Origin of the sequence: Dyadobacter sp. Leaf189, assembly GCF_001424405.1 — a bacterium.
Lineage (GTDB): Bacteria > Bacteroidota > Bacteroidia > Cytophagales > Spirosomataceae > Dyadobacter.
Window position 1 is genome coordinate 387,728 of record NZ_LMPS01000004.1, and the last position, 24,857, is coordinate 412,584.

Annotated in this window: 20 protein-coding genes; 11 read left to right on the top strand and 9 right to left on the bottom strand. The window is 48.5% G+C overall.

The annotated features are described in order from the left end of the window. Nucleotides 1-20: 20 nt before the first annotated feature. Complete coding sequence (locus ASG33_RS26270) at nt 21-98, bottom strand: potassium-transporting ATPase subunit F (RefSeq protein WP_082489226.1); 78 nt, start codon at nt 96-98, stop codon at nt 21-23. A gap of 336 nt (nt 99-434) precedes the next feature. Here ASG33_RS26270 and ASG33_RS10910 point away from each other — a divergent pair, with 336 nt between their 5' ends. The 11 genes from ASG33_RS10910 to ASG33_RS10965 all read left to right on the top strand — a co-directional run bounded on the left by ASG33_RS10910 (nt 435) and on the right by ASG33_RS10965 (nt 13,823). Beyond that, nucleotides 435-713 (top strand): hypothetical protein, encoded by a 279-nt coding sequence (locus ASG33_RS10910; protein WP_056284362.1) that lies wholly within the window; start codon nt 435-437, stop codon nt 711-713. A gap of 140 nt (nt 714-853) precedes the next feature. Then, nucleotides 854-1,669: an oxidoreductase gene (locus ASG33_RS10915; protein WP_056284365.1), complete on the top strand. Its 816-nt coding sequence runs from the start codon at nt 854-856 to the stop codon at nt 1,667-1,669. Nucleotides 1,670-1,674: 5 nt separating this feature from the next. Then, entirely contained in the window at nt 1,675-2,520 is an 846-nt protein-coding gene (locus ASG33_RS10920) for an AraC family transcriptional regulator (RefSeq protein ID WP_056284368.1), read from the top strand. 128 nt (nt 2,521-2,648) lie between these two features. Continuing rightward, a complete protein-coding gene (locus ASG33_RS10925) occupies nt 2,649-3,632 on the top strand; it encodes a hypothetical protein (protein WP_056284372.1) in 984 nt (327 codons plus the stop codon). 228 nt (nt 3,633-3,860) lie between these two features. Beyond that, nucleotides 3,861-4,247 (top strand): GreA/GreB family elongation factor, encoded by a 387-nt coding sequence (locus ASG33_RS10930; RefSeq protein WP_056286371.1) that lies wholly within the window; start codon nt 3,861-3,863, stop codon nt 4,245-4,247. Between the two features lie 62 nt (nt 4,248-4,309). After that, nucleotides 4,310-4,987: a VTT domain-containing protein gene (locus ASG33_RS10935; protein ID WP_056284375.1), complete on the top strand. Its 678-nt coding sequence runs from the start codon at nt 4,310-4,312 to the stop codon at nt 4,985-4,987. Between the two features lie 237 nt (nt 4,988-5,224). Beyond that, entirely contained in the window at nt 5,225-5,782 is a 558-nt protein-coding gene (locus tag ASG33_RS10945) for an RNA polymerase sigma factor (RefSeq protein ID WP_056284380.1), read from the top strand. Between the two features lie 12 nt (nt 5,783-5,794). Next, nucleotides 5,795-6,799 (top strand): FecR family protein, encoded by a 1,005-nt coding sequence (locus tag ASG33_RS10950; RefSeq protein ID WP_056284384.1) that lies wholly within the window; start codon nt 5,795-5,797, stop codon nt 6,797-6,799. Between the two features lie 313 nt (nt 6,800-7,112). Beyond that, the gene (locus ASG33_RS10955; RefSeq protein WP_056284388.1) at nt 7,113-10,487 is read left to right on the top strand and encodes a TonB-dependent receptor; all 3,375 of its coding nucleotides are present in this window, start codon (nt 7,113-7,115) and stop codon (nt 10,485-10,487) included. Nucleotides 10,488-10,507: 20 nt separating this feature from the next. Next, on the top strand, nt 10,508-12,061 hold the full coding sequence (locus ASG33_RS10960) for a RagB/SusD family nutrient uptake outer membrane protein (protein WP_056284391.1): 1,554 nt from the start codon (nt 10,508-10,510) through the stop codon (nt 12,059-12,061). A gap of 13 nt (nt 12,062-12,074) precedes the next feature. Further along, nucleotides 12,075-13,823, top strand: coding sequence for a DUF6528 family protein (locus ASG33_RS10965; protein WP_056284395.1), 1,749 nt, complete (start codon nt 12,075-12,077; stop codon nt 13,821-13,823). A gap of 89 nt (nt 13,824-13,912) precedes the next feature. Here ASG33_RS10965 and ASG33_RS10970 read toward each other — a convergent pair whose 3' ends face one another. The 8 genes from ASG33_RS10970 to ASG33_RS11005 all read right to left on the bottom strand — a co-directional run bounded on the left by ASG33_RS10970 (nt 13,913) and on the right by ASG33_RS11005 (nt 24,856). Next, entirely contained in the window at nt 13,913-14,452 is a 540-nt protein-coding gene (locus ASG33_RS10970; protein ID WP_056286374.1) for a YceI family protein, read from the bottom strand. 150 nt (nt 14,453-14,602) lie between these two features. Further along, nucleotides 14,603-15,541 (bottom strand): glycerophosphodiester phosphodiesterase family protein, encoded by a 939-nt coding sequence (locus ASG33_RS10975; protein WP_056284402.1) that lies wholly within the window; start codon nt 15,539-15,541, stop codon nt 14,603-14,605. A 60-nt stretch (nt 15,542-15,601) separates the two neighbouring features. Continuing rightward, nucleotides 15,602-16,762: an exo-alpha-sialidase gene (locus tag ASG33_RS10980; protein ID WP_082489187.1), complete on the bottom strand. Its 1,161-nt coding sequence runs from the start codon at nt 16,760-16,762 to the stop codon at nt 15,602-15,604. Nucleotides 16,763-16,764: 2 nt separating this feature from the next. Further along, nucleotides 16,765-17,991 (bottom strand): AGE family epimerase/isomerase, encoded by a 1,227-nt coding sequence (locus ASG33_RS10985; RefSeq protein ID WP_056284405.1) that lies wholly within the window; start codon nt 17,989-17,991, stop codon nt 16,765-16,767. 5 nt (nt 17,992-17,996) lie between these two features. After that, a complete protein-coding gene (locus tag ASG33_RS10990) occupies nt 17,997-19,529 on the bottom strand; it encodes a sialate O-acetylesterase (protein ID WP_056284410.1) in 1,533 nt (510 codons plus the stop codon). Continuing rightward, nucleotides 19,526-22,129 (bottom strand): sodium:solute symporter family transporter, encoded by a 2,604-nt coding sequence (locus ASG33_RS10995; protein WP_056284413.1) that lies wholly within the window; start codon nt 22,127-22,129, stop codon nt 19,526-19,528. The genes ASG33_RS10990 and ASG33_RS10995 overlap by 4 nt, the downstream gene beginning before the upstream one ends. A 47-nt stretch (nt 22,130-22,176) precedes the next feature. Next, the gene (locus tag ASG33_RS11000; RefSeq protein WP_056284416.1) at nt 22,177-23,118 is read right to left on the bottom strand and encodes a dihydrodipicolinate synthase family protein; all 942 of its coding nucleotides are present in this window, start codon (nt 23,116-23,118) and stop codon (nt 22,177-22,179) included. Between the two features lie 157 nt (nt 23,119-23,275). Continuing rightward, on the bottom strand, nt 23,276-24,856 hold the full coding sequence (locus tag ASG33_RS11005) for a RagB/SusD family nutrient uptake outer membrane protein (RefSeq protein ID WP_056284420.1): 1,581 nt from the start codon (nt 24,854-24,856) through the stop codon (nt 23,276-23,278). Between the last annotated feature and the right edge of the window lies 1 nt (nt 24,857).

The following is a 24,857-nucleotide window of genomic DNA, read 5'->3' on the forward strand; positions in this document are numbered from 1 at the left end:
GTTGCCAAAGCCGCTTGGTTTTAAAATTTTTCCGGCTTGACCAGTACATAGCACATGTACCCAAATACCAGGATCGCGACGATGAATAGCGCTGCCATAATCAGATTTTTTCGAAATAGTTTACTGAACCATAAAAGATCGCAAAGCAGATCAGCCCGGCGAGAATTAAGAGGATTGTTAACATGATTTAAGATATTTAAGTAGCAATGATGGAGGAGGTTCCATTAATATGCCAGCTGCACGCATAATGCTGCATCTACTTATTGATCAATACATTAATGCGAAATACCACTAATCCAGGTCACCAGGTAACCCTATCAAAATGATAAGGCGGTATCATTTTGATAGAACAGAAAGAATTTCTTCCCTTTTTTGCAACATGTCATTTTGGAAGCCATTAAAGTAGCTTTGATAAAGATCAAACCACAGAAAACATGAACACGCAGAAGTTGCTGACCTGGATTACACCTTTGACATTGGGGGCATTGTTGGGGTTGTACGAGATCCTGCATGGTTTGTTCTATGTGCTCTATGGAACACCGGACCAGGAGCGCGATTATCCGCTTGAAATTGTTCTCGGCCTGCCTATCATGATCCTTTGCCTCGGTGGTCACTGGCTGACCCGGCGGATCTCGCATTATAACACCCGCACCATCTGGATCACAGAAGCAGTACTGGTCGGTTTGGTCATTTACGGCTTTTCAAGATCTTGAAAATGAACTTCGCAGCCGCTGAGCCAATTTATACCCTGACCCTCTGAACAAACAAACCTGGACTTTTCAACAAACCGGCGCCTGTGGGGCTGAGGTACCTTTGTTGTGTAGATTTTACATAAACAAAAACATCAGGCAACATGAAAAAGACAGTATTGGTAACAGGGGCTTCGGCTGGAATTGGGATGGCGACGGCCATTTATCTCGCGCAACATGGTTATAATGTGTACGGTGCTGCACGGCGGATCGATAAGCTGGAAACATTAAAAAGCTATGGCATTAAACCCATCGCGCTCGATGTAACGGTAGATGAAAGCGTGACCGCCTGTGTGAATCAAATCTTTCAGGAAGCTGGAAGTATTGATATTTTGGTAAACAATGCGGGGTTTGGAATGGAAGGCGCAATCGAGGATATTCCGATCGGCGATGCACGCTATCAATTGGAGGTGAATGTATTTGGCGCCATGCGTCTGGCGCAATTGGTTTTGCCGAAAATGCGTGAAAACAGATACGGTAAGATCGTGAACATTTCGTCCGTTGGCGGCAAGATTGCTTTCCCGCTGGGCGGCTGGTACCACGCAAGCAAATTCGCTTTGGAAGCATTGAGCGATAGTATGCGGAGTGAAGTAAAGGATTTCGGCATTGACGTGATCGTGGTGGAGCCGGGTGCTACGCGATCTGAATGGGGGAATGTCGCAACGGATATTCTGATGAAAGTTTCGGGACACACTGCTTATAAAGACCTCGCAGCGAAAACGCACAACGTTTTTACCCGATTGAATAAGGATATCGCCGAACCAGAAGTGATCGCCAGGCTCGTCAGGAATGGAATCGAAGCTAAAAACCCGAAAACACGGTATACCACTTCGCAACTGGCCTCTTCGCTTTTATTATTTTTGAGAAGGATTCTGTCCGACAAGCAAATGGACAAACTGATCATGAGCCAAATAAAATAGCCGCAATGGAATCGAGCATAATGGAAAACGTCGTCATTCAGCACAACTTCCTGTATGCGCAGGGCCATCAGAAAATGCAGAGCAGTGAACACTACTTTCCCGATCATGCATTGGGGATCATGCTCTCTGGCGAATCGCATTACTTCTCGAATGAGGGGACATTTGTAATGAAAGAGGGTACCATCTGCCTGATGCGGCGTAATGAGCTGTTTAAAAAATTGAAAAAAGCTGGTCCCAGCGGCGAGCCGCCTTCATTGATCAGCCTGTTCCTCGATCAGAAAACCTTGCAGCGGTATGCATCAGAAAACGATCTTCCGAAACAAAACGCATACAAGGGTAAGGCCATGATCGACCTGACAGATAATGCATTTTTGAAAGGCTTTTTCGATTCATTGCTTCCCTATGCCGATCATCCGAAAAGATTAACCGCAAAACTCGCAGAACTCAAAAGCTACGAAGCGATTGAGCTATTGCTTCAAACCGGCGATTCTCAAAGAAAGCTTTTGTTTGATTTTCAAGAGCCGCATAAGATAGATCTGGAGATGTACATGAACCACAACTTCAAGTACAACATTCCGCTTTCGTCTTTCGCCAAACTCGCAGGCCGCAGCTTGTCTGCATTCAAGCGCGATTTCACCAGAATATTCGAAACGACGCCGGAAAAGTGGTTGCAACAAAAGCGACTGGAACAAGCACATTATCTTATTTCAAAAAGAGAAATGCGGCCGTCAGAGGTTTACCTGGAAGTCGGCTTTGAAAACCTCTCACACTTTTCATTCGCATTCAAAAAAACATTCGGCATGACCCCCTCCGAGCTGACTGCACAAAACAGGATCAGCAGTCGCCAGTAGAGATTCCTCACCCTCAGCGCTCCTATCGTTTCACTACAAGTATGCACTCTGGCAAGATCAAAGTTTGAACCGTTATTTGGAATAGCAAGTTTGCCTTAGTAAATTTACAACTGTAAAAATTGTAAGTCATGACGTACTTAACTGCTCAGCCAAGTTTATCAGATTCCTGGGATGATATTTGCTATCCGGTCAGACCGGTTTGGCTGGCGGATATTTTGCCGGACTATGAAATCATGGCCACTGACAGGCAGCAGCTGGTAGTTGGCGAGCCTTTGGGAGAGCGGAAAACTATCTTTGGTATTCAGAGTGCTGACTATTCTATAATCCCTAACATCCTTATCCGGGAGGTGATCGACAAGCTGTATTCCGATTACAGCTTGCAGATCAAGTATACTTCCACAGGTGAATTCAGTATCAGTATCATTCTTCCGCACGAACTCACGATCGGCGGAGAATCTTTACAACGCAGTCTTATTTTGACAAACAGCTACAATGGCAAAACGCCATTCAGCATACAGGGACAAACGCTCACGACCATTCTCGACGGCAGTTCAGGGCACGCCGGGAGTATGTACCGGGCTTTGTGCCAAAATGGTTTAATGGGTTGGGCTGACTCCTTTGCCGCGCTGACCGACTACCAGGATTGGCTGCAACAAGGGGCGCACGAGACGAAAAAGAAAAGAGCAGGAAAAAGTGCGTCTATTTCGACCTTGCTAAAAAAAGAACCTTCGTTGCGGAAGATCCATCAAAGTACTCTTGCTCCGGAAATGTTTCAGGAGCAGCTCTATAACCTGCTCGAAGGGCTCAATCAGCAACAGCCGACATTGACGGCTAGGGTATATGAACAGTTCCAGCAAAAAACAGTGTACCGGGCCGACGATGAGATATTGAAAGCCTTGCCTATTCCGGTGCAATTAGCCAAACAGGCCAAAGAACGGCTCCGGTTTGAGCAGCGTATACTTGGTTCAGATCCATCTTACTGGCTGATGTACAATGCTGTCAATCACGCGCTTTTCAATGCAAGAAGCAGTCTTACCCTGAACGACCGCTATAAACTGGATGAGAAAGTCTTTCACCAGCTTGCTGCAAGCGCGCTGATCCATCAGAATTAAGTCTCGTTCTTTATTTCTGATCTGAAATCCGAAGTTTCCAACAATCCGGAACAGCTAAACAGACTACATCTTTTTACAAAAAAACTCCTGCCTCCACACTTCCCTGAAAAGTGGTGTGTGAATTATTTATTACATAACGACGAATGTCACACATCGGCCATTTGAAGCGGGAGACTTCAAGGGCCTGATTTCCTTATTACAGGTATCAATCAATTAATGTCAATCAAAATGAACACGCAAAGAAACCACGTCATACTTAGCCGCGATGATTTTCGCATGCTGAAACAGTTTACAGAAACGCTCTCCAATAACACCGGGACAAACGAAATGTCCCTGTCTTACGAGCTGAACCGCGCCATTGTTGTTGAAGATGACGAGCTACCGGCCGACAGCATTCGCCTGAACTCGTTTGTAAAAGTACGGGAACTGACCACGAACAGAGAAATGGAATTCTCCATTGTAATGCCCGCACACGCAGATTTCAATGCAAAGAAGATCTCGATTTTAACACCAATGGGCGCGGCCATGATCGGTTTGTGCAAGGGAGAAACCGTGGAATGGAAGATGCCGGCAGGTATGAAGAAGTTCGAAATCCTGGATGTAAAACAGAGCTGATCGCAACAGGAAGATTAATTCAAAAAAAGTCCAACCAGTAATCCATATCAAAACACATTTAAATGGAATTCCTCAGCCAGTTTATTGACATTTTCTTACACCTGGATTTATATCTCGGACAAATAGTTGAGGATTATGGCGCACTTGCTTACATCGTACTCTTCCTGATCATCTTCATCGAAACCGGTGTGGTGTTCATGCCTTTTTTACCCGGCGATTCCCTGCTGTTTGCTGCCGGTATGATGGCGGCTAAATACGGCGAATCCCTGAATGTATGGTTAATTATTGCATTGCTTTTGGTAGCCGCCGTACTTGGCGATACCTGTAACTACATGTTCGGCAAGTACTTCGGGGAAAGGGCATTAAGAACCAGAATATTCGGCAGAGCGCTGATCAAACCCGAGCAACTGGCGCGCACAAACAGTTTTTACGACAAACACGGACCTTCTACCATCGTGATTGCCCGCTTTGTTCCCATCGTTCGCACCCTGGCGCCATTTGTAGCCGGGATAGGGAAAATGAACTATGCCGTTTTCTTCAAATTCAATGTTATCGGTGCATTCGTCTGGATCGTGGGACTTACACTGGCAGGCTACTTCCTGGGCAGCATTGACATTGTCAGGGAAAATTTTGAGAAAGTAATACTCGCCATCGTTGCACTGTCAGTGCTCCCATTGGTATGGCAGTTCGTCAAAGGCGACCGCGTTGCCAGCAATTCGAACACAACGGCGAGCATCTGATTTCCATACAGCCTGTTTATTACTATCCGCTTTTCATGGAAGAATAGCGGCTTTGTCCCTCTGCTCATTTCTGATGCGCAGAGGGATTTCTTTTTTGCGGACAATCTGAAACGCCTTTGTTTTGCAGGCCGAAAACACAGCTATATGCTTGTTGTTAGCACTTTTTAAAAAATAAATAGACGAAATTTTAGGGATTTGCCTGCCGAGGCGAACCTTAGGCAATAAATCAAGATCCTGATGCCCTACGCAGATCTTACCGACGAATTGTTGGTATGTTTATTGAAAAACGATGATCCAGATGCCTTCAAGGTTATTTACCAAAGGTACTGGCGGCAGCTGTATAGTTTCGTGTACCAACAGCTTGGTTCCAAAGAAGATACCGAAGAGATCGTCCATGACCTGATGCTAAGCCTCTGGCAAAACCGCCAGCAGGCACAGATCCAGCAATTGCGCATTTACCTTTTCATTGCCGCGCGGAATCTCACCAACAAATTCATCAAAGCCCAGATCAACCTGCGGAAATACCGCGAGTACCAGCTTTTGCATCACGTATTCGAGTCTGCCAATTCCGACGAAATCTTTCATGTAAAAGACCTCTCGAAAGCAATCGAAAATGTACTGCAGAAGATGCCCGAAAAAACAGCTGCCATTTTCCGGATGAGCAAAATCGAGGAAATGCCTGTCAAAAAGATCGCGCGGCAAATGGATCTTACCGACAAAGCCGTAGAATACCACATTACCAAGTCTCTCAAAATGCTGCGGCAACACCTGCAGAACTATCACTCCAACAACTAAAATCCGGGCTTGATGACACATCATGAATTTAACATCCTTTCTGAAAAGTACCTGGCAGGCAATTGTTCACCGGAGGAGATCGAGATGCTGCAAAAATGGTCTGATACCCATTTTACCCAAAACAACCTCAACCAACCCTTTCAAGCTGAACACGAAGCTGCCGAAACCGGCCGGCTGCTGTGGGACAGGATAGAATCAGATATGACACCCCGCGAAAGGCGGTCGTGGTTCATTAATAAATGGATCTGGACGGGTGTAGCTGCCTGTTTTACGATGCTGCTCTCCTATTGGTACATCAATCAAAATGATGCGCGCGTCCCTGTCGCGGCAACTTCCATTCATGGTATTGAGACCAAGAACATTGCCCGCTCTCAGCACAAAGTCACCTTGCCAGACGGTAGTGTGGTGATCCTCTCGGAAAATGCGAGCATTATCACAGAAGAGAATTATGGAAAAAAGACCCGGACAGTTTACCTGACCGGAGAAGCATTTTTCGACATCAAGCGCAATACTGAAATGCCGTTTTTGGTGCACACCGGCGACCTGGTAACAGAAGTACTCGGCACGAGCTTCCGGATCAAACCGCAAAGAGGCAGCAACACGATTGAAGTTTCGGTTAAATCAGGGCGGGTATCTGTGTATGCGCCGGACGGTAGCGGCAGCAGAAAAAAGAATGGCGTGATCATCACCCCTAATCAGCGCGTGTTGTACGATGCTCAAAGCAAGACCATCCGACAGGATATCGTCGATGTGCCCGAAGTGATACTACCCAAACCAGCTGTTTCGGATTTCCAGTTTGATGAAGCAACCGTGCGCAATGTGCTGGCCAGGATGCAGCAGGCTTATGGCGTTGAAATCCTGGTAGGAAATGCTGTTTTGAATGAATGCGCATTTACGGGCGATCTAAACGGACTGACCATGTACCAGCAGCTTGAAATGGTTTGCGGAGTGGTAAATGCGGAGTACGAGATACGCGGCACGACCATATTCGTAAATGGTACCGGCTGTGAAAAATGAACCAGGATCTGATCACAGCCCGTCAAGTGCGCCCGCATTCACAGTATTGAAAATCTTAAACTTCTGATGAAATCTTCTTAATACGGGAATAACACGAAGCGAGCAACTTTACATTTTTTATTCACCTAAACCCTTAACCCACTTGATTAAAGCACTTCCCTAAACCCTTTTCCAATTACCCGAAAGAAAGTAAGCCGACAATGCGCCAACATTGCCGGCTTATGAAAGTACACCGCCCGACGCCTGTTAACGACATCTTACGAGCGGAAATGCACCTGTTTAAAGTCGTATAAACCTTAGACCTTAACAATTTATGAACAAAAAATTACGGATCCCAGGCCTGGCCTGGCGAGCAATGAAAATGTCAGTTCACCAATTTCTCATCATTCTGCTTTTTTGCGGATTTGCGTATGCCCGCGAAGCCGCCGGACAGGAAATACTCAGCAGGCCTGTTTCCCTGAAATTGGAGAATGTTAAATTAAAAAAAGTGCTTTTGTCGATTGAAAGTCAGACCAATGTGCGTTTTGTGTACAGTTCCAGTGTGATTGACATTAACCAGAAAGTGAATGTCAATGCTACAAACAAAAACCTGGATGCGATTTTAAGGGATCTTCTGAAACCGATCGCAGTCAGCTACACTGTTTCGGAAAACCGGATTTTACTTAAAACAGAGAAAAAGGAGGAGAAAGCACTTCCTCAGAAGCCCACGGGCACCATTGAGTCCGTAAATGCCGCTGCCCGGCTGCTTACCGGGACCGTCGCCGATGAAACAGGCGCCGGTTTGCCCGGTGTAAGTGTACTGCTCAAAGGGACCCAGAAGGGAACAACGACCGATGTAAATGGAAAATACCAGATCTCCGCGCAGACGGATTCCGATGTGCTGGTATTCTCCTTTGTGGGCTACCTGACCCAGGAAGTTGCTGTCGGCAGCCAAACTACCCTGGACATCACCCTCAAACCGGACACAAAAGCGCTGGAAGAAGTGGTAGTAGTGGGGTATGGAACGCAGAAGAAGGTGAACCTGACAGGCGCGCTTTCTATGCTGGATATGAAAACCAAGGAAAATACCCCGGTAACCAACGCCAGTCAGGCACTGCATGGTGTATCAGGACTTTGGGTAAACCAGGCAGGGTCACGTCCCGGCGCCGATAACGCCACCATTCGCATCAGGGGTGTAGGTACGACGAACAACAGCAACCCGCTGGTTTTGGTCAATGGAATGGAATACGATATGAATGAGGTGAATCCCAACGATATCGAAACGATTACCGTGTTGAAAGATGCTTCGGCCGCCATTTACGGTTCCCGCGCTGCAAACGGTGTTGTTTTGATCACGACCAAAACAGGAGTAGCAGGTAAAAGCAAGATCAGCTACAACTTCTCGCACGGTATCCAAAGCCCGACGATGATGCCGGACGTGATCTGGGACCCCATTCAGTATATGCAACTGAAAAACCAGGCACTGCGCAACGAAGGCAAAACCGTGGTGGACTATTCGGACGCGCAGATTGAGCAATACAGAAATGGAATGGCCAGCAATCCGTATGCTTACCCGAATATCAACTGGTTTGACCAGGTAATGAAAAATGGCTCGCTCAACCAGCACCATCTGCAGTTTTCAGGAGGAACTGACAAAACGCTTTACAAGCTATCCCTGGGTTACATGGACCAGAAAGGCGTGCTGATCGCCAACGATAATGCAAAACGTTATTCGATAGACCTGAACCTGTCTACGCAGGTAACAAACCGGCTGCGGGTAGGAGCCAATATCATTGCCAACTACCGCAAATCCACCGAGCCGGCAGATGGTACCGGCGGTTATTTTACTTCGCTGATGCGCGTACTGCCCATTTTTACGCCCTATGTGGAAGATGGCCGTTATGGTAACGTCGTGTTCAGGACACCCGGACGTAACCTGATCGAAAATCCGATGAAACTCGTAAAAGAAGGTTACCGCAAACCTACCGTGCAGCGCATTTTCGCCAAGCTTTTTGCTGATTACCAGCTTCCGTATGATATCAAGTACAGTGTCAACCTGGGTATCGACAAACTGGATAATGTGGAAAGACGCTTTAATTCAAGGGTAAATACCTACGATCCGCTTACACTGGCAGTAATGAACTACGGCCAGACGGTTTCCTACAATGGTAACGTAAGCAACCTTAATCTGAACTTCTTCCAGACGCTTTCCTGGAACAAAACATTTGCAGGCGGGCACAACTTGTCTGCCCTGGTGGGAACGAGCTATAACGATTTTGACAACAGCCTGTTCAATGCGAGCATAGAAAACCTTTCGGGAAACATGCTTACTGACTTAAAAGCCAGCGCATTGAATCCGGTAATTGGTGGCGAAGTAACACGCGACAAGCTTACCTCCTTTTTCGGCCGGGCAAATTATGATTTTAAAGAAAAATACCTGCTTGAAGCGGTTTTAAGGTACGATGGTTCCTCGCGTTTTGGTCAAAATAACCGCTGGGGCGTATTCCCCGGCCTTTCTGCCGGCTGGCGCATTGACCAGGAAAGCTTCTTTGACGTAAACTTTATCAATCTTCTGAAACTCCGCGCATCTATCGGCAAGCTGGGTAACCAGGCTGTACCGCTTTACAGCTACCTCAATGTGGTTAATCTGGGCGCTGACTACTCGTTTGGCAATTTACTGCAACCCGGTGCTGCGGCTACTTCCTACAACGATCCGAACATTTCATGGGAAACTACCACCACTTACAATGCCGGCATTGATGCAGAGTTCTGGTCAGGAAAGCTTTCTGCTGAATTTGAGGTATTCAAGAAGAGAACATCAGGCATATTGCGGCAGGTAGCATTGCCTTCGCAGATCGGCGCATTGGCAGGTCCGCAAAGCAATATCGGGGTGGTGGACAACAAAGGTTTTGAACTTACCATGAGCCACAGAAACCGGATTGGTGCATTCAGGTATGAAATCCGTCCTTCTGTAAGTTATGTTAAAAACAAGATCGTCGACCTGAATGGCGAGACTGTAATCAACGGCAGAAGGATCCTGAAAGAAGGTTACGCACTGGACGCTTACTATTTGTTGCAGGCCGAGGGCATTTACCAGACACAGGAAGAAGTAAACAACAGCGCAAAAGTGAGCAGTGCGGTGAAGCCGGGTTATATCAAGTACAAGGATGTGGACGGCAATGGTACGATCAACGGAGACGACCGCGTAATCACCGGATCTTCCATACCGAAATGGAATTACAGCTTTGCGATCAACCTGACCTACAAACAGTTTAGCCTCAATACCTACTTTCAGGGTGTGCAGGGTATCAACATTTACCCAACTGCCAACCTGGCTTATCCGGTGAACAACGGCGCCGGACTGACCAAAGAATGGGCAACTGACTCGTGGACACCGGAAAACCGGGGCGCAAAGCTGCCTATCCTTACCACGCCGCAGGGAGCTTCGGAAAACTACCAGGGCTCAACTGCCTGGCTAAGAAGCGGATCGTACCTGCGCGCGCAGAACATTCAGCTCAATTATGCTTTTCCCGAGAAGTGGGTTTCGCGGGCATCGATCAGCAAGCTGAATTTGTTTGCCAATGTTCAGAACTTCTTTACTTTTTCGAAGTACAAAGACTCTGATCCTGAACGCAATATCACGGCTGATAACCTTTACGACTATCCCATGCTCAAGACTGTGAGTTTTGGTCTGAATGTTACTTTCTAATCCCACCTTAAAAAGACATTATGAAAAAGATAATATGCGTTTTTACGCTCAGCTTATTCCTGGCCGGCTGCGGAAACGATATGTTGAATGTGCAGCCCAATGACCGGTATACCGAAGAAACGTTCTGGACATCCGAATCCAATGCAATCATGGGCCTGACCGGCTGCTACGCTGTTCTACGCAATGCAGGCATGTACGGTGGCACCGCAACGCCCCTCTGGGAAGAAACGGCCACGCCCAATGCATATAATTACGACAACTCGGGAGGCTGGAACGTGATCGGAGCCGGTACACAAACTGCCAGCAACTCGGCGATCATCACCAGCAGGTGGGACGATGCCTATCGCGGGATCGGACGTTGCAATACGCTTCTTGCAAAAATCGATGGCGTGTCCATGGATGCCGCATTGAGAAACCGGATGAAGGGAGAAGCCAGTTTCCTGAGAGCATTGTATTACTCCACGCTTGCAACCTACTACGGTGGTGTGCCTTTGATCCTCGACAAGCCAGACCCGGCTACCCAGTCGGAACTGCCGCGCAATTCGCGGGAGGATGTGGTACAGCAGATCATGAAAGATCTGGATGCGGCCATTGCTGCGTTGCCGGTGAAGTATGCGGCCGCAACGGATAAAGGCAGAGCAACCCAAGGCGCGGCGCTCGCTTTGAAAGCAAAAACACTGCTTTTTGAAGCGAGCCCGCTGGTGAATACGTCGGGAGATGTGGCTAAATGGAAGCTTGCAGCCGATGCAGCCAAAGCGGTAATGGATCTTCCCGGAACTGGGTATGCCCTTTTTCCAAACTACCGCGCATTGTTCCTTCCTGCCAACGAAAACAGCAGCGAGTCGATCTTTGACGTGCAGTTTATCGCGCCCCAGCAAGGCAACTCTTTTGACCTCATCGGTCGCCAGTACAATACGAATGCACCCGTGCGCGATCTTGTGAATGCGTACCTGATGAAAGACGGACTGCCGCAATCACAGTCGCCATTGTACGACCCAGCCAAGCCGCACGACAACCGCGACCCGCGTATGTACCAGACGATCGTATATCCGGGCGATGTGTTCCAGGGTGAGGTGGTTACCCCTTCCCGGTTTGTGGTAACCGGATATGGTACGAAGAAGTATACCATTTATGATAAAGAGGCCAACACCAATAATCTTCAGGATGGTCGCTCGGAGACCAACTATATGGTGATCCGCTTCGCAGATATATTGCTCATGTATGCCGAAGCGCAAAACGAAGTTTCCGCAGCTCCGGACGCAACGGTACTGGACGCGGTGAACAAAATACGCGCAAGGGCCGGAATGCCAACTGTAAGCGCAGGCAAAACGAAAGAAGAAATGCGTGAGATCATCCGTCTGGAACGCCGGGTAGAATTTGCAGGTGAAGGCTTGTACTATACGGATATCCGCAGATGGAAAACGGCCGAAAGGGTACTGAATGCGCCCGTTCTTACTTACGAGGCCAAGCCGATCATGACCCGCACATTCAATGCCCAACGCGATTACTGGTGGCCAATCCCGGATGTACAACGCGACAGAAATCCTAAACTTGAACAAAACGTTGGATACTAAAACCGGAACAACCATGAATGAAGGGATAGCACGATTGAAATACCTGATACTGCTCGCTGTACTGGCGACAGGCTACGTTTTTCAACCTTGTGTTGCTCAGGGTACCAAAAAAATTCCGGAAAGCTGGAAGCTGGGCACAGCTTCCGGCTTGTTCCCGGATTTGACACCCGAGACTTTACGCGAGGTGAAAGCAAGCGGCATTGAACACGTAGAGCTTAACTGGAAGCCGGATCTGGTAAATGGTACACCGGCGGAGCGACTGGCTTTTGTGAAGAACTTTTACCGGGATGCAAAAAAGGCAGGGCTGATAGTCTGGTCAACACATATTCCTTATGGGAAAAAGTTCGACCTGGCCGAAACCGATCCCGCAAAGAGGCCGGAGATCCTGCGCAATGCCAAAGAGTATATTGACCTGGCAATGGAAATGAAGGTGAAACAGATCGTGATCCACCCGAGTACGGAGCCGATTGCAGATGCGGAGCGGACAGCTAAAATAGCGGCTTGCCGGGAATCGCTGAAAGAGTTATCAGTGTACTGCCGGAAAAAAGGCGCCTCGCTCAACATCGAATGCCTCCCGCGCACCTGCCTGGGCAACACGAGCAAGGAAATCCTGCAGATACTCGACGGTATCGACAACATCGGCATCTGTTTTGACTCCAATCACCTCCTGAAAGAAACGCCCCAGGATTTTGTGAGGGCAGTGAACAAGCGCATACGCATGATTCATATTTCAGATTATGACAATGTAAATGAACGCCACTGGCTGCCTGGAAAAGGAGTTATCGACTGGAATGAAGTAATTTCAGCTCTTGTCGAAGTGGGTTACCAGGGTTCTTTCATGTATGAGGCTGTCAAGAAAGCCGATAACGATTACAGCTTTAAAGATTTGAAACCCAATTACGAATCTTTGAAAAAAGCGTGGCTAAATCAGGAATATGCGCAAGCCATTCCACCTAAATCCTTCCTCGTTTGTGGCGACAGCAAAATCCTGATTGTCGATTACAACAAATCCCGCGACAGCATTCCCCAGGTAATATGGAGCTGGGATGCGCACGAAGCCCAGGACCTTCCCGAGGAGTTCAGAAACCGGAAGTTCAACTCGACTGACGATTGCAAATCCATTAACAATGGAAAACAAATACTGATTTCTTCCTCGTCCGGAGCGATTGCAATCCTGAACGTGGCTGATAAAAAAGTTACCTTCTTCGCGGAAGTGCCCAATGCACATTCCATTACACTGCTTCCCGGCAACAGGCTGGCAGCTGCGGCTTCCACGCATGCCAAAGGAAACAAGATCATGCTTTTCGATCTCAACAAACCCAATCAGCCGCTCTTTACAGACAGCCTGTATTCAGCGCACGGTGTTGTGTGGGATGCCAAAAGGGAAAGCCTTTTCGCATTGGGCTTTGATGTTTTGCGGGAGTATAAATTGAATGGTAACAGTCTTGCCCTGAAAGCGCATTGGAAGATCCCCGGTGAAGGCGGGCATGAACTGGGCCTTACTTCGGATGAAAATACCCTGTTCGTAACCGAACATACCGGCGCATGGATTTTCAACCAGAACGATCATCAGTTCACGAAGATCAAAGGATTTCCCGATGCTGAAAATATCAAGAGCCTGAACCGGGACCGCTCCGGCCAGTACATTTTCACAATCCCGGAAAAAAGCTGGTGGACTTATCACGTACGTTTCCTTGCTCCCGAACGCAGCTTTGCATTCCCGGATATGAAGGTATATAAAGCCAGGTGGTTTTATCAGTGAGGATTCTTATGTCCGGCAAACTGGGTTAGTACGTTCTAAGAAATTAGAAAGGCTCCGACGTAAAAGTCGGAGCCTTTTTTGTACACAACTCAGGCAGCTACCTGCTTCGCGAGCTGGATATTGGCGATGATCCTGATGTTTTCACCCAAAGCCAGGCCACCAGTTTCCGTCACTGAGTTGAATGTAACATTGAAGTCTTTGCGGTCAATCACCCCCGTCACTTCAAACCCTACCTTCGTATTGCCCCAGGGGTCCCTTACGGTGCCGCCATATTCTGCTTCCAATTCCACTTCTTTGGTAACACCTTTCATCGTCAGGTTACCTTTCAGTTTGTATAAATCGGCTTTGATTTTGGTAAATGAGGTGGATCTGAAGTTGAACTGCGGATAAGTTTCTGCCTCGAAGAAGTCGCTGTTCTTCAAATGCTCATCACGCGCAGGCTGCCCTGTATCCACGCTGTTTACATCGATCGTGAATTCAATTTCTGCATTCCCGAAATCATCTCCGTCGGTAACGGCTTGGCCGTTGAAGGATTTGAATGATCCTGTTACTGTTGAGATAACAAGGTGTTTTACCTTGAACAGAACTTCCGAATGCATGGGATCTACATTCCAAACTATTTTTGACATTGTGCAAGAGTTATGTTTATACTGATCATTGAACCATTTCTGATTGGCAGCACAAACATAGATCTTGTAACTATTCATTATATAGTAGTATACCAAAGGTTAGTAGTAACCTCTGGTATAGTGCACCGATGCGAAGCTCTCAACCAGCCGCTATTTTCTTCCGAAAAATTTCTTCTTGGGCGTATCCTTTTTGATGAGATCGTCCACGGTTTCTGCGACCTCGATCGGCAGGTCCGTTTCAAGTATGGACGCGCCGTCTTTCACAATGGAGATGTACGCAGCCTTTCTTTCCTCGGCGCTTTTGAGCTTGTCGTAAGAGGAAGCCGCCGATATCATGCACATGGTGCCTTTTTTGTGGAGCATGGTGTAAAGCTCCTGGTTGTCGGGCTTCACACGCGGACCGATATAGGCGATCATTTGGGTAAAAGGAATGCCCGCCTGCTCGTATTCGTCAAACTGCTTTTTGTTCGTGACAAATGCGGAAAACATGCGGTCCTTGTTATCATCGAGGTAGAACCTTGCCTCTGCGGGATTGTGCACTGTGAGCATGACGAAGGCGTCGGCTTTGTATTTACGGATCAGGTCAGCCGTCATTTTCAAAGGCACGTCTTTGCGGTCCAGGTTCAGGATTGTTTTCCCCCGCGCCCATTCAATGACCTCCGCTAAGGTCGGGATCTGAAAGTTGGTCACATTACCTTCGGCATCTTTCAGCCTGAACTTTTTCAGTTCTTCATAAGTGTAATCTTTCAGGTTTCCCGTTCCGGTCGTGGTGCGGTCCAGCGTGGCGTCGTGCATCAAAACGATCACGCTATCCTTGGTCAGCCGCGGATCGATCTCGAAAAATGTCGGCGTATGTTTCAGCGTATTTTCAAAAGTAGCAATCGAATTTTCAGGAAATCCCTTCACCATACCACCGCGATGTCCCGCAATCAGCAGCCTGTCGTTGCCTGTATATTTGAAAAAAGCATGCATTTCCTTCGCACTGCCGGATTTGATCACATTCAACTTATCCTGTGCACAGACTGAAAAACTACCGCTGAACGTCAGCATACCTGCTAAAATCAGGCCGTAAATGGGTCGCGTTTGCATATATGTTTTGTTAAAATCAGGGGTTTGGCTTGTCCTCGATTTTGCATAAAAACAGCTAACCTACTTACCCCAGGTTATCTCTTTGTATACAATCGATTTATAACCGTCCCGTTCATAAAGCACTCCGATCGTCTTTTTTCCTGTTTTTACAAGATCAGAGTACGCAGTAAAGTCCCTTTCACCGGCGTTGCTTTTATCCACTACATACTGTTTCGTCCATGTTTTTCCATCATCGAAACTGATCCTTAATGTGAGGTTATCACGGTTTTTGGTGTCGGCAGCGTTGGAGAATGCGAGGATGTTTTGTTTTTTGTTTTTGCCAATGGTCAGAATGCTTCCTTCGCATACGGGATCCGGCAGGTTGTGGTCAAAATAAGTAGTATCCCATTTCACACCACCATCACTGCTCACCGCCACAATGCGCGCACGCACATCGCCGTGCTGGTTTCTGGCATTGAACATGACCCTTCCACCTGAAATTTCTGCCGTCGTAGCTTCGTTGGAGCCTTCAAAAGAAATGGTTTCGCTCAGTTTAAATGTCTTGCCGTGATCGTCGCTGTAAAAGCCATGTGCCTGGTAATCTGCACTTTTGGGCTTTGGATCTCCCGCAGAATGGTTGGCGGCAATGTAGATCCTTCCTTTATACGGACCTTCGGTAAGCTGCATGCCGTGCCCGGGCGTGTTGGCATAACTCCTCCAATCTTCGCTGAAATGATAAGCCGCATTCACGTCCGGCATGTTGGGTTTGTGGACCTGCGTGGTAATGTTCACAGGTTCTGTCCAGGTAGCGCCGGCATCGGTTGAGGTGATATACCAGACCTCGCGCAGTCCTTTTCCCTTCCTTACTTCGCCTTCGTGGTTGTTACCGGTATTGTAAAACAAAAACAATCGCCCTTTCGGAAAAGCCGGATCGCTCAGGTCGAACACCGGGGCCGGATTTCCGGCTTGCAGCTTATCGTAACCCGCCACCACTTGCGACGCCGACCACGTTTTGCCTTTATCCTTGCTGCGTTTCATCACAATGTCAATATCACCAAAATCACCACTTCCGGCCACGCGGCCCTCTGCAAATGCAAGCAGGTCACCATTCGGCGCGCTTACAATGGCAGGGATTCGGAATGATTTATAACCTTCCGCGCCCGACACAAATACGGGCCTCTGCGCCTGGACGGCGAACTGGCAGATCAACAATGCGATGAGGGTGAATTTTATCATTTTCATATTCAAAAGTTCTGTTTTTCAGTTTCCACGATGTTTTTCGCTGCTTCCTTTCCGACCAATTCCTGCATCAGCTGCGCGCAATACCATTCCTGTCGCGGCAGGTGGAATGGGCCTTTGAACAAATTGCCTTTGGCCGTTTGCGCCACGCTTCCGTCGCGGTGCAGGTAACCAAACCATTCGCCATGTTCCTGGTCGTGGAAATGGGTATAAGCCCAGTCGTGCACCAAGGTGTGCCATTTGGCGTATTTTTTATCCTGCGTGAGCGTATAAGCCAGCAGCGTGGCGATGATTACTTCATTATGAGGCCACCAGAACTTCATATCCTGCCAGTATTCCTGCACCGGCTTGCCATAAACATCCCTGAAATAATAAATGCCGCCAAACTCCTTATCCCATCCCCGCTCCCACATATAATCGAGCATTTTGCAGCCCAGCGCGATCAGGCTAGGATCGTTGTTGCGGTATTTGGCTTCGTGTAAAATAAACCACGCCCCTTCGATCGCGTGTCCCGGATTCAGCGTGCGGCCATCAATGTGGTCGATAATGCTGCCATCCGGCGCCACTTGCTCCATCACGCATTGGATATCGTCTTTGACAAAATCCCTTTCTATTTCTTCAATAAACTGGTCGATTAATGCATCACAACGCGGATCACCAATGGTTTCGCGGAGCTGCTGTGCGGTGTTCATCAGGATCATCGGCACGCCGATTCCTTTGGCGGGGCGGGTGGACGTGAACTTTGGTTCGAGCAGTCCCGGAATGGTTGCGTATTCAATGCATTTGCCAAAGAGATAACGTGCTTTTTCGGCGGCTTCGGGGTCGCCGCTGGCTTTTGCGTAGGCTGCATTGGCGATGACGGCGAATGTTTCGGAAAAGAAATAGCGGCGTTTGCGAATGGACTCACCTTCACGCGTCATATGAAAAAACATGCGTCCGTCGGTGTCAAAGCAATGTTTATTCAAAAAATCAATGCCCGACTTCGCACCTTCCAGCCATTCTTGCCTCGGCTCCACGGTGTTGTATAATGTCGCCAGCAGCCATGCCGCGCGGCCCTGGATCCAGACGGCTTTGTCGTCGTCGATCAATGTTCCGTCGTGATCACGCATTAAAAGATATCCGCCAAACTCCTTATCCAGCGACCTCGGGAACCAGAACGACAACGTGTCGTTCAGCAGTTGATTTTTGTAAAAATCCCCCAGGTTTTCCAGTTCTGATTTTGTGTAATGCATTGCTTTTATTTTACTGCTATTGAAAAAGTCGAAGCAGGCAAACCCGCCTCATTATAAAGATTTGCGCGTGTGAATGGCTGATAGGCGTATAAAACATTCTTAACCTGCTCGCCAGCCGGAACAGTAATGATCACTTCGTCAGCTTCGATCCTGGCTTTTGCGGACATCCGTTTGCCGCTCTCGGTTATCAGTTCAAAGCCGGTCAGCGGCGCATTGTTTTTGGTTGAAAGCTTCTGTTTTGGCAAAGCTTTATTTTGAGATAATGTTGTTTTATCATTTAAAAACTGAATCCGTATTGCTCCGTTTTTCAATGTGGCTTTTTCGGGAATCGGACCATTGGCAATTACAGGCTTATGATAATGGTCCCGAAGCGCCAGCAATGCCAGCCGCTCTCCTACTTGCTTTTTGCGGGTCGGATGCACATTCAGTGAGTCACCAAAGTCGTGGCTTACCGCCATACCGGAATTTGGAATTTTGGTTAGCAGCTTTCGTTGCGAATCCCGGAATTCAGGCCAGTTAGGTCGTTCGATACTTGATAATTGGACATAATAAAATGGAAATGCATCACGCCACTTTTCGCGCCAGCTTTTGACGAGCATGGTAAAAAGCTGCTCGTGCAGCGAAACATTGAACACATTGCTCTCGCCCTGATACCAGATTACGCCCGCAATCGGAAAACCGGCGAGCGGTGCGATGCCTGCCTGGAAACTGTAACCAGGCTGGTAAGGGTGCTTTTGATCTTTGGAACTGGCATTACTCATGTTTTTAGCGGCGCGCTCGCGGCACCAATCCATCACCAGGTCAGAATGCGACCAGTCACCAAGCATTCCGGCGAATTGCGGATCTTTTTCCAAAAGTGCGCGGTCGATCCAGGATTCTGTCGGAGAGCCGCCCAATGCGACCTGAATGAGGCCGATGGGCACATTAGTTTCCTTTTTTATTTGTTTACCAAAATAATAACCCACCGCCGAAAAGGACGCTGCAGATGCTTTATCGAGCGTTTTCCAGTTCCCTGAAAAGAATTCAAACCTATCAACTTTCTGTAATGCTACGGAATCCCAGGCCACATCACCCGTCGAAACAGCGCCTCCCATTTTCAGCAATCGCATATCCGAATTAAACTGATTCGCCCGCAATTCGTCCGGTCCGGTTTGCGCATCCCGCAATGAAAAATCCATGTTCGACTGGCCCGAACAAAGCCACACATCGCCAACAAGCACATTACTTACATTGATTTTCTGCTCATTTGCAGCAACAGAAATCACGTACGGACCACCCTCTTTCACCGCCGGAAAAACAACATTCCATTTCCCGGATTGATCCGCTTTTGCTCTGATCTTTTGACCCAAAAACTCAACTGTAACATTGCCCCCACCAGCCGCTTTTCCATAGACTTTAATGGGCTTGTTTCTTTGCAAAACCATGTGGTCCGAGAAAACCGGGGCCAATGCAAGCTTGCTATCCACGGCATTTTGGGCTTTGGAAAAATGAAAAGCGAGCACATTCAGCAGCAGCAAAAACAGGAACCTGACCATCATTCGTACATTGTTAATCCCTTCAAATCACGATTTGCGGGCATCACTAAACTAAATAAATAACCAAAAACCACGCAGCTTACCAGGCCGGTGAAGGCGTACATCAGCAAATGAATGCTGGTATAGTGCTGGATCAGGATCTGCGTGAAGCAGCTGATCGCCATGCCGATCATGACGCCGTTTCCACTGGCTTTTTTGGTAAAAATGCCGAGGATAAATGCGCCGCCGATGCAGCCTGTGAACAAGCCAAGAATAGTGTTAAACTTATCCCAGAGCGAAGAAACGCCCTTATGGGCCATGTAGAGGGCAATGCAGGTCACGAAAATGCCGAGTAACAATGTGGTGGTTCTGGCAAAAAACAGCGTTTGTTTCGGTGTAACTTCGGGTTTGAATTTCTGGTAAAAATCGGTGGTCAGCAAGGTGGCCGTGGAGTTCATACTCGCCTCTGTGCTGCTCATGGCTGCCGCAAAGATGCCCGCAATGAGCAACCCCGACAATCCTGCCGGAAGCTGGCTTACGATATACCAAGGAAAAATGTTGTCCTGATCATTCAAAGCCATATTAACCTCCTGCGGATGCTCGCGAAAAAACAAAAACAGCAAAGTCCCGATCGAGAAGAAAACCAATGTCGAAGGCAATGTCAGCCACGCGCCGAGTTTCAGGCTTTTGATCGACTCCTTTTCGGATTTGGTCGTCAGGTATCGCTGCACCGTGGTTTGGTCCGTCCCATAAGTCAGTAAGTTAATGGCCAGCCCGCCGATCACCACGACCCAGAATGTGGGTTCCGTGAAGTCGAAACGGAAATCGAAGACCTTCAATTTATCCGCATTGTCTATTGCTTTAAAGCCTGCATCCCAGTCGGTAATGTGAAACGGGAGATAAAATAAACAGAACAATGCACCCGTCGCCAGGATCAGAACCTGGATCACTTCCACCCAGATCACGGCTTCAATGCCGCCTTTGACAGTGAAGAAAATGCTGATCGCGCCGATCATAATGATGCAAATGTTGATGTCGATGCCTGTTACCAACGTCAGCGCAATGCTGGGAAGCAGCACCACAATGCCCATCCGGCCGATTTGGAGCAACACATAAAGTGCCGAAGCCATCACCCGCGAACCGTAATTGAAGCGCTTACCCAGGTATTCGTAAGCCGAAGTCACGTGCAATCTCCGGTAAAAAGGAATGAAATAACGGGCCACCAGCGGCATCACCATAATGATGGTCATAAGCAGGAAAAAGTACGTCCAGTCCGTCCCGTATGTTTTCGCGGGAATGCCCATGAACGTAATCGCGCTGAGTTTCGCCCCGAAAATACTGATGCCCGCAGCCCATTGCGGAATGCGCTCACCGCCTTTGAAATAGTCGTCGGTGTTGCTGGTCTTTCCGGTAAAAAGGAACCGTCCGGCTGTCATTAACAGGAAACAAATGCCCAAAACGGCCGAGTCGATCCAGGAAAAGAATGGCTTGTGCTGAATGCTGCCTTTGGTAATGTTGGGTGTGCGCGTGCCTGGGCGGATTTCGCCGCTGGGGATGAAAATGTCGTTGTCCCATTTCACAGCTGTGGTCGTAACCTGCGCCGGATCGGGGAGCTCGCCCAGGGTCGTCCAGGCGTTGGTAATGGTGTTGTATAGATAAATGTCTTTGCTGAAACCCTGATGGGAAGTCAGCAGCGCTACTTTTTCAGCTTGCAATTTTCGTTTCAATGCTGCGGTTTCCGCCTTTGTGATCTGCGCATTGAATGTTTCGATCTGGTGAAACACATTGCCTTTGTCGCCGCCGATCAGCAGAATGTAGGAAGCGCCGCTGGCCACGCTCGTTCCGGCCGACCAGGTGGTAATCTGCTTTCCATCACTGATATCTGCCAGTTTCTGCCACGTTTTTTTCGCTGGATCAAACGTAAAATTGCTGCTATGCAAATCACTGATCCCGCTCGCCGTCGCGCTTCTCCCGCCCAGCACGTACACCTGCGGCTGCTTGCCATTGTGCTGCGCCACCACCACGGAATGCGACATAGCAACCGGCAGCGCAGGTAAAATTTCCCACTTAGGTGCAGATTCCGAAAGATTTAAGGCAAAAAACTGGTCGGACGGCCTGCCATTGTTTTCGCCGCCCGCCACATAGATCGTGTTACCGATTGCGGTCGCGCCGGCATTGGCCAGCGCAACCGGCATATCCGGTAAGGGTTTAGAAATTATTTCTTGTTTTGCAGCATTCCACTGCATGATAAATGCCTTGTTGCTCACGCCATTTTCCTGCTCTCCGCCCAGACAAACAATTCCATCCGCCACAGAAATGCTCGCGCCGTAAGCCGTTTTTACAGGCAAATGAGGCGTTTTGGCGGCGATCCATTCGTACGCATTCTGCTTTTTTTGCAAAACATAAATCTCGTCACGATACACTTTCTTGCCACCTTCCCAGGGCATACCATTCGGGAAATTAGCGCCGCCTGCGACGATGAGCACACCATTGTGTACGCCCGTGAATGCACCGGCTACGCCCAGTTGTTTTTGGCCGTCGGATGCGGGCGGCAGATTGGTTAATTCCGTCCACACGATCTCATTCGCCGTTTGATCCTGGGCATGCAGGGTTGGTGACCACATAAAATGTAAGCAAAGTAGAAAACAGAGAAAAGGAATCTGGCGCTGCATCAATGAGTGGTTTTGGCCATCGGCTGGCCTGATTTAAATGTATCAAAATCCAGCGCGGCAACGTCCGATTGGAATGCTTCAAACTGCGCCTCGCTCATGTTTTTTACCGGCAGGCGAAATGTACCACAATCCATCCCAACAACCTTCATATAAGCCTTACCCACGGAAATCCCACCGTATTTACCCAGCAAACGGATCATATCAATGGACTGCTGCTGCAACGCGCCCGCTTTGTCCATATCATGTTGTTCAAATGCCTCGATCAGCGCATGGTACAGCGGCGCGGCGTAGTTGAATGTGCTCCCTACCGCACCTTTTGCACCCACGGCCAGCGCAGAAAGCATGTTTTCATCGCGTCCCCAGAGCATATCATATTTGCCATTTTGGAAATTCAGACAAGATTGAAAGTCCATGAAATCCTCATGCGTATACTTGATGCCCGCGAAATTTGGAATCCGCCCGTCAATCGCTTTCAGCAAATCGAACATGGGAAAACCGACGCCGGTCAGCACGGGAATGTGGTAGTAGTAGAACGGCATCTCTGGCACCCGCTCGGCAATGGCGATAATGCATTCAGCCAGCATTTCCACATTGGCAGGTTTAAAGTAAAACGGGCTCGTGAATGAAACCGCATCCAATCCGGTCTCCTGGGCATGTTTGGCCAGGTCAATGCAATCTGCAAGACAGGTTCCGCCCAGCAGCGGCATAATGGTGAAATCCTGATCGTCACCGGCGCAATCTGCCCACGCCTCGGCTACCTGCTTTTTCTCGGAAACGGTCATGGAAACGCCTTCGCCCGTGGAACCGCAGATGAATGCGCCGTTGATGCCGTTTTGTTTTAAAAATTGATAATAGGCCGGGATCAAATCCAGGTTAAGGCTGCCGTCGGCGCGCATGGGTGTAAACGGAGCGGCAATGAGGCCTTTCAAATGTAAATTCATTGGTCTTAAATATTGAAATGTAAAGCTCTCTATGTATTTGATTTTATTCGGAATGTTCTCTGAGAAGGCTTGCGAAGGTTCAAAAAGCGCAGTTTACTGTTGTAAGTGAGCATTTTTGAACCGAGCGTAACGCACTCACAGGACATTCCGGGCAAAATCAGTTAGGTCTTGCAGTAGTATAACCGGGCGTCTGTGCAACGAGCGGATCATTGGTCCAGATGGCAGCCTCGATCGGCCACAGAATCCGGTAAGCCTGGGTGGTTTTGTCTAAGACTCCGTAAGGATGGTTTGCACTCTTGAATATAAGAGATTCAGCCCCATACTTCATCCGGCGCAGGTCGTACCAGCGTTTTCCTTCGTGTACAAATTCTTTGGTACGCTCCTCAAAAATCGCCAGCTCGTTAGCGTCTTTTCCTGCATTTTTAAATGGTTTCGGATCTTTCGCAGGGGCAAAAGCACGGTCACGCACGGGCTGAACGTATTGTGTGGGATCGCCGCCTTCTGCATTCGTGATTTCGGCCAGCATTAAGAGGCGGTCAGCTTCGCGGTAAACGGGCCAGTCATCGGAAAAATAGCGTTTGTTGGCATCAATCGTTCCCAGGAATTTGACCAAAGCAGTGTTCCTGATCGTAGTTACATAGGGTTTTACGTCCGTGTTTACTTTGTAATAATCATAAAAAGTCGCGTTACGCCTGCTGTCGGTCACATCGTAAGACTGGAAAAGCTCGAAGGTGTAAGCATACCGCTGAATAACCTGCTGGGAATTGGGCGCGGCCAGGACGAGCGGGTCCACAAGAAAATTCCCTACGCCTGCACTCGCCGTTGAATCCTTATAATGCAGCCCGTTGAAATTGAAAGTCGAGTAAGTGTAAGCCGCCACGCCGTTCATTTCAGCCTCTCCCACCCGGAAACGGATCGCGAAAATGATCTCGTTGTTGTTCTTTTGGTTATAGGCAAAAACATTGGCAAAAGTGGGAAGTAACGCGCTGCCTGTCACTGCATCTAATGCTGTTTTGGCTTCTGCAAGATCGGCTGTTGCGCCATATACTTTGGCAGACCACAGAAAAACCTCTCCTTTCAGCATCAAAGCCGCATTCGGCGACCACTGGCTTTTATCGGTAACCGCAGCCTGCGCGCCAAAAAGCGAGATAGACTTGTTTACATCCGCCTTCACCGCTGCCAGCACATCGGCCTCGGCCGCACGCGCTTTCCGTAGAAGCACGGCATCGGTGGTTCCATTCAAAACATCGGCTTCCAGCACCAGCGGCACGCCGCCGTAAGTTCTCAGCAAATGGAAATAGTAGTAAGCGCGCATGGCATAAGCCTGACCCAAAAGGTAACTTTTACGCGTTTCAGGCAGGAAACTGATCGCTTCCACTTTTTGGATAAATAGGTTAATCTGCAAAATAGGCCCGTAAAACCCCGCCCAATTGCTCACGCCCGAAGACGTTTCTTCGAGCCGCTGCTCGATCACCGGAAGCTCATTCAGGGACGTGGCCTGGCGGTCTACCGTGCTGTAATTTCCACCGCGCAACTCACCCAGGCGCAAAAACTGAAACTGGTTATCGCGGAATTGCTTGTGCAAGCCCACCATAAAATTGCTGACCTGCGATTCGTTCTGCCAAAAATTGCTGTCCCCGAAATAATCCTGCGGAACGAGTTCAAGCGCATCCTGGCAGGAGCTGCCCAGCACTGACAGCAGTGCCCAGCAGATGTAAATTCTGATCTTTTTCATCATG

Bases quoted from the DNA above. Each gene is read 5' to 3' on its own strand.
- ASG33_RS10950 (WP_056284384.1), top strand. From the start codon at position 5,795: ATGACACATCATGAATTTAACATCCTTTCTGAAAAGTACCTGGCAGGC.
- ASG33_RS10965 (WP_056284395.1), top strand. From the start codon at position 12,075: ATGAATGAAGGGATAGCACGATTGAAATACCTGATACTGCTCGCTGTA.
- ASG33_RS10910 (WP_056284362.1), top strand. From the start codon at position 435: ATGAACACGCAGAAGTTGCTGACCTGGATTACACCTTTGACATTGGGG.
- ASG33_RS10980 (WP_082489187.1), bottom strand. From the start codon at position 16,762: ATGAAAATGATAAAATTCACCCTCATCGCATTGTTGATCTGCCAGTTC.
- ASG33_RS10995 (WP_056284413.1), bottom strand. From the start codon at position 22,129: ATGTGGTCACCAACCCTGCATGCCCAGGATCAAACGGCGAATGAGATC.
- ASG33_RS26270 (WP_082489226.1), bottom strand. From the start codon at position 98: ATGGCAGCGCTATTCATCGTCGCGATCCTGGTATTTGGGTACATGTGC.
- ASG33_RS10970 (WP_056286374.1), bottom strand. From the start codon at position 14,452: ATGTCAAAAATAGTTTGGAATGTAGATCCCATGCATTCGGAAGTTCTG.
- ASG33_RS10975 (WP_056284402.1), bottom strand. From the start codon at position 15,541: ATGCAAACGCGACCCATTTACGGCCTGATTTTAGCAGGTATGCTGACG.
- ASG33_RS10945 (WP_056284380.1), top strand. From the start codon at position 5,225: ATGCCCTACGCAGATCTTACCGACGAATTGTTGGTATGTTTATTGAAA.
- ASG33_RS10935 (WP_056284375.1), top strand. From the start codon at position 4,310: ATGGAATTCCTCAGCCAGTTTATTGACATTTTCTTACACCTGGATTTA.
- ASG33_RS10925 (WP_056284372.1), top strand. From the start codon at position 2,649: ATGACGTACTTAACTGCTCAGCCAAGTTTATCAGATTCCTGGGATGAT.
- ASG33_RS11000 (WP_056284416.1), bottom strand. From the start codon at position 23,118: ATGAATTTACATTTGAAAGGCCTCATTGCCGCTCCGTTTACACCCATG.
- ASG33_RS10915 (WP_056284365.1), top strand. From the start codon at position 854: ATGAAAAAGACAGTATTGGTAACAGGGGCTTCGGCTGGAATTGGGATG.
- ASG33_RS10990 (WP_056284410.1), bottom strand. From the start codon at position 19,529: ATGATGGTCAGGTTCCTGTTTTTGCTGCTGCTGAATGTGCTCGCTTTT.
- ASG33_RS10955 (WP_056284388.1), top strand. From the start codon at position 7,113: ATGAACAAAAAATTACGGATCCCAGGCCTGGCCTGGCGAGCAATGAAA.
- ASG33_RS10960 (WP_056284391.1), top strand. From the start codon at position 10,508: ATGAAAAAGATAATATGCGTTTTTACGCTCAGCTTATTCCTGGCCGGC.
- ASG33_RS10985 (WP_056284405.1), bottom strand. From the start codon at position 17,991: ATGCATTACACAAAATCAGAACTGGAAAACCTGGGGGATTTTTACAAA.
- ASG33_RS10930 (WP_056286371.1), top strand. From the start codon at position 3,861: ATGAACACGCAAAGAAACCACGTCATACTTAGCCGCGATGATTTTCGC.
- ASG33_RS10920 (WP_056284368.1), top strand. From the start codon at position 1,675: ATGGAATCGAGCATAATGGAAAACGTCGTCATTCAGCACAACTTCCTG.
- ASG33_RS11005 (WP_056284420.1), bottom strand. From the start codon at position 24,856: ATGATGAAAAAGATCAGAATTTACATCTGCTGGGCACTGCTGTCAGTG.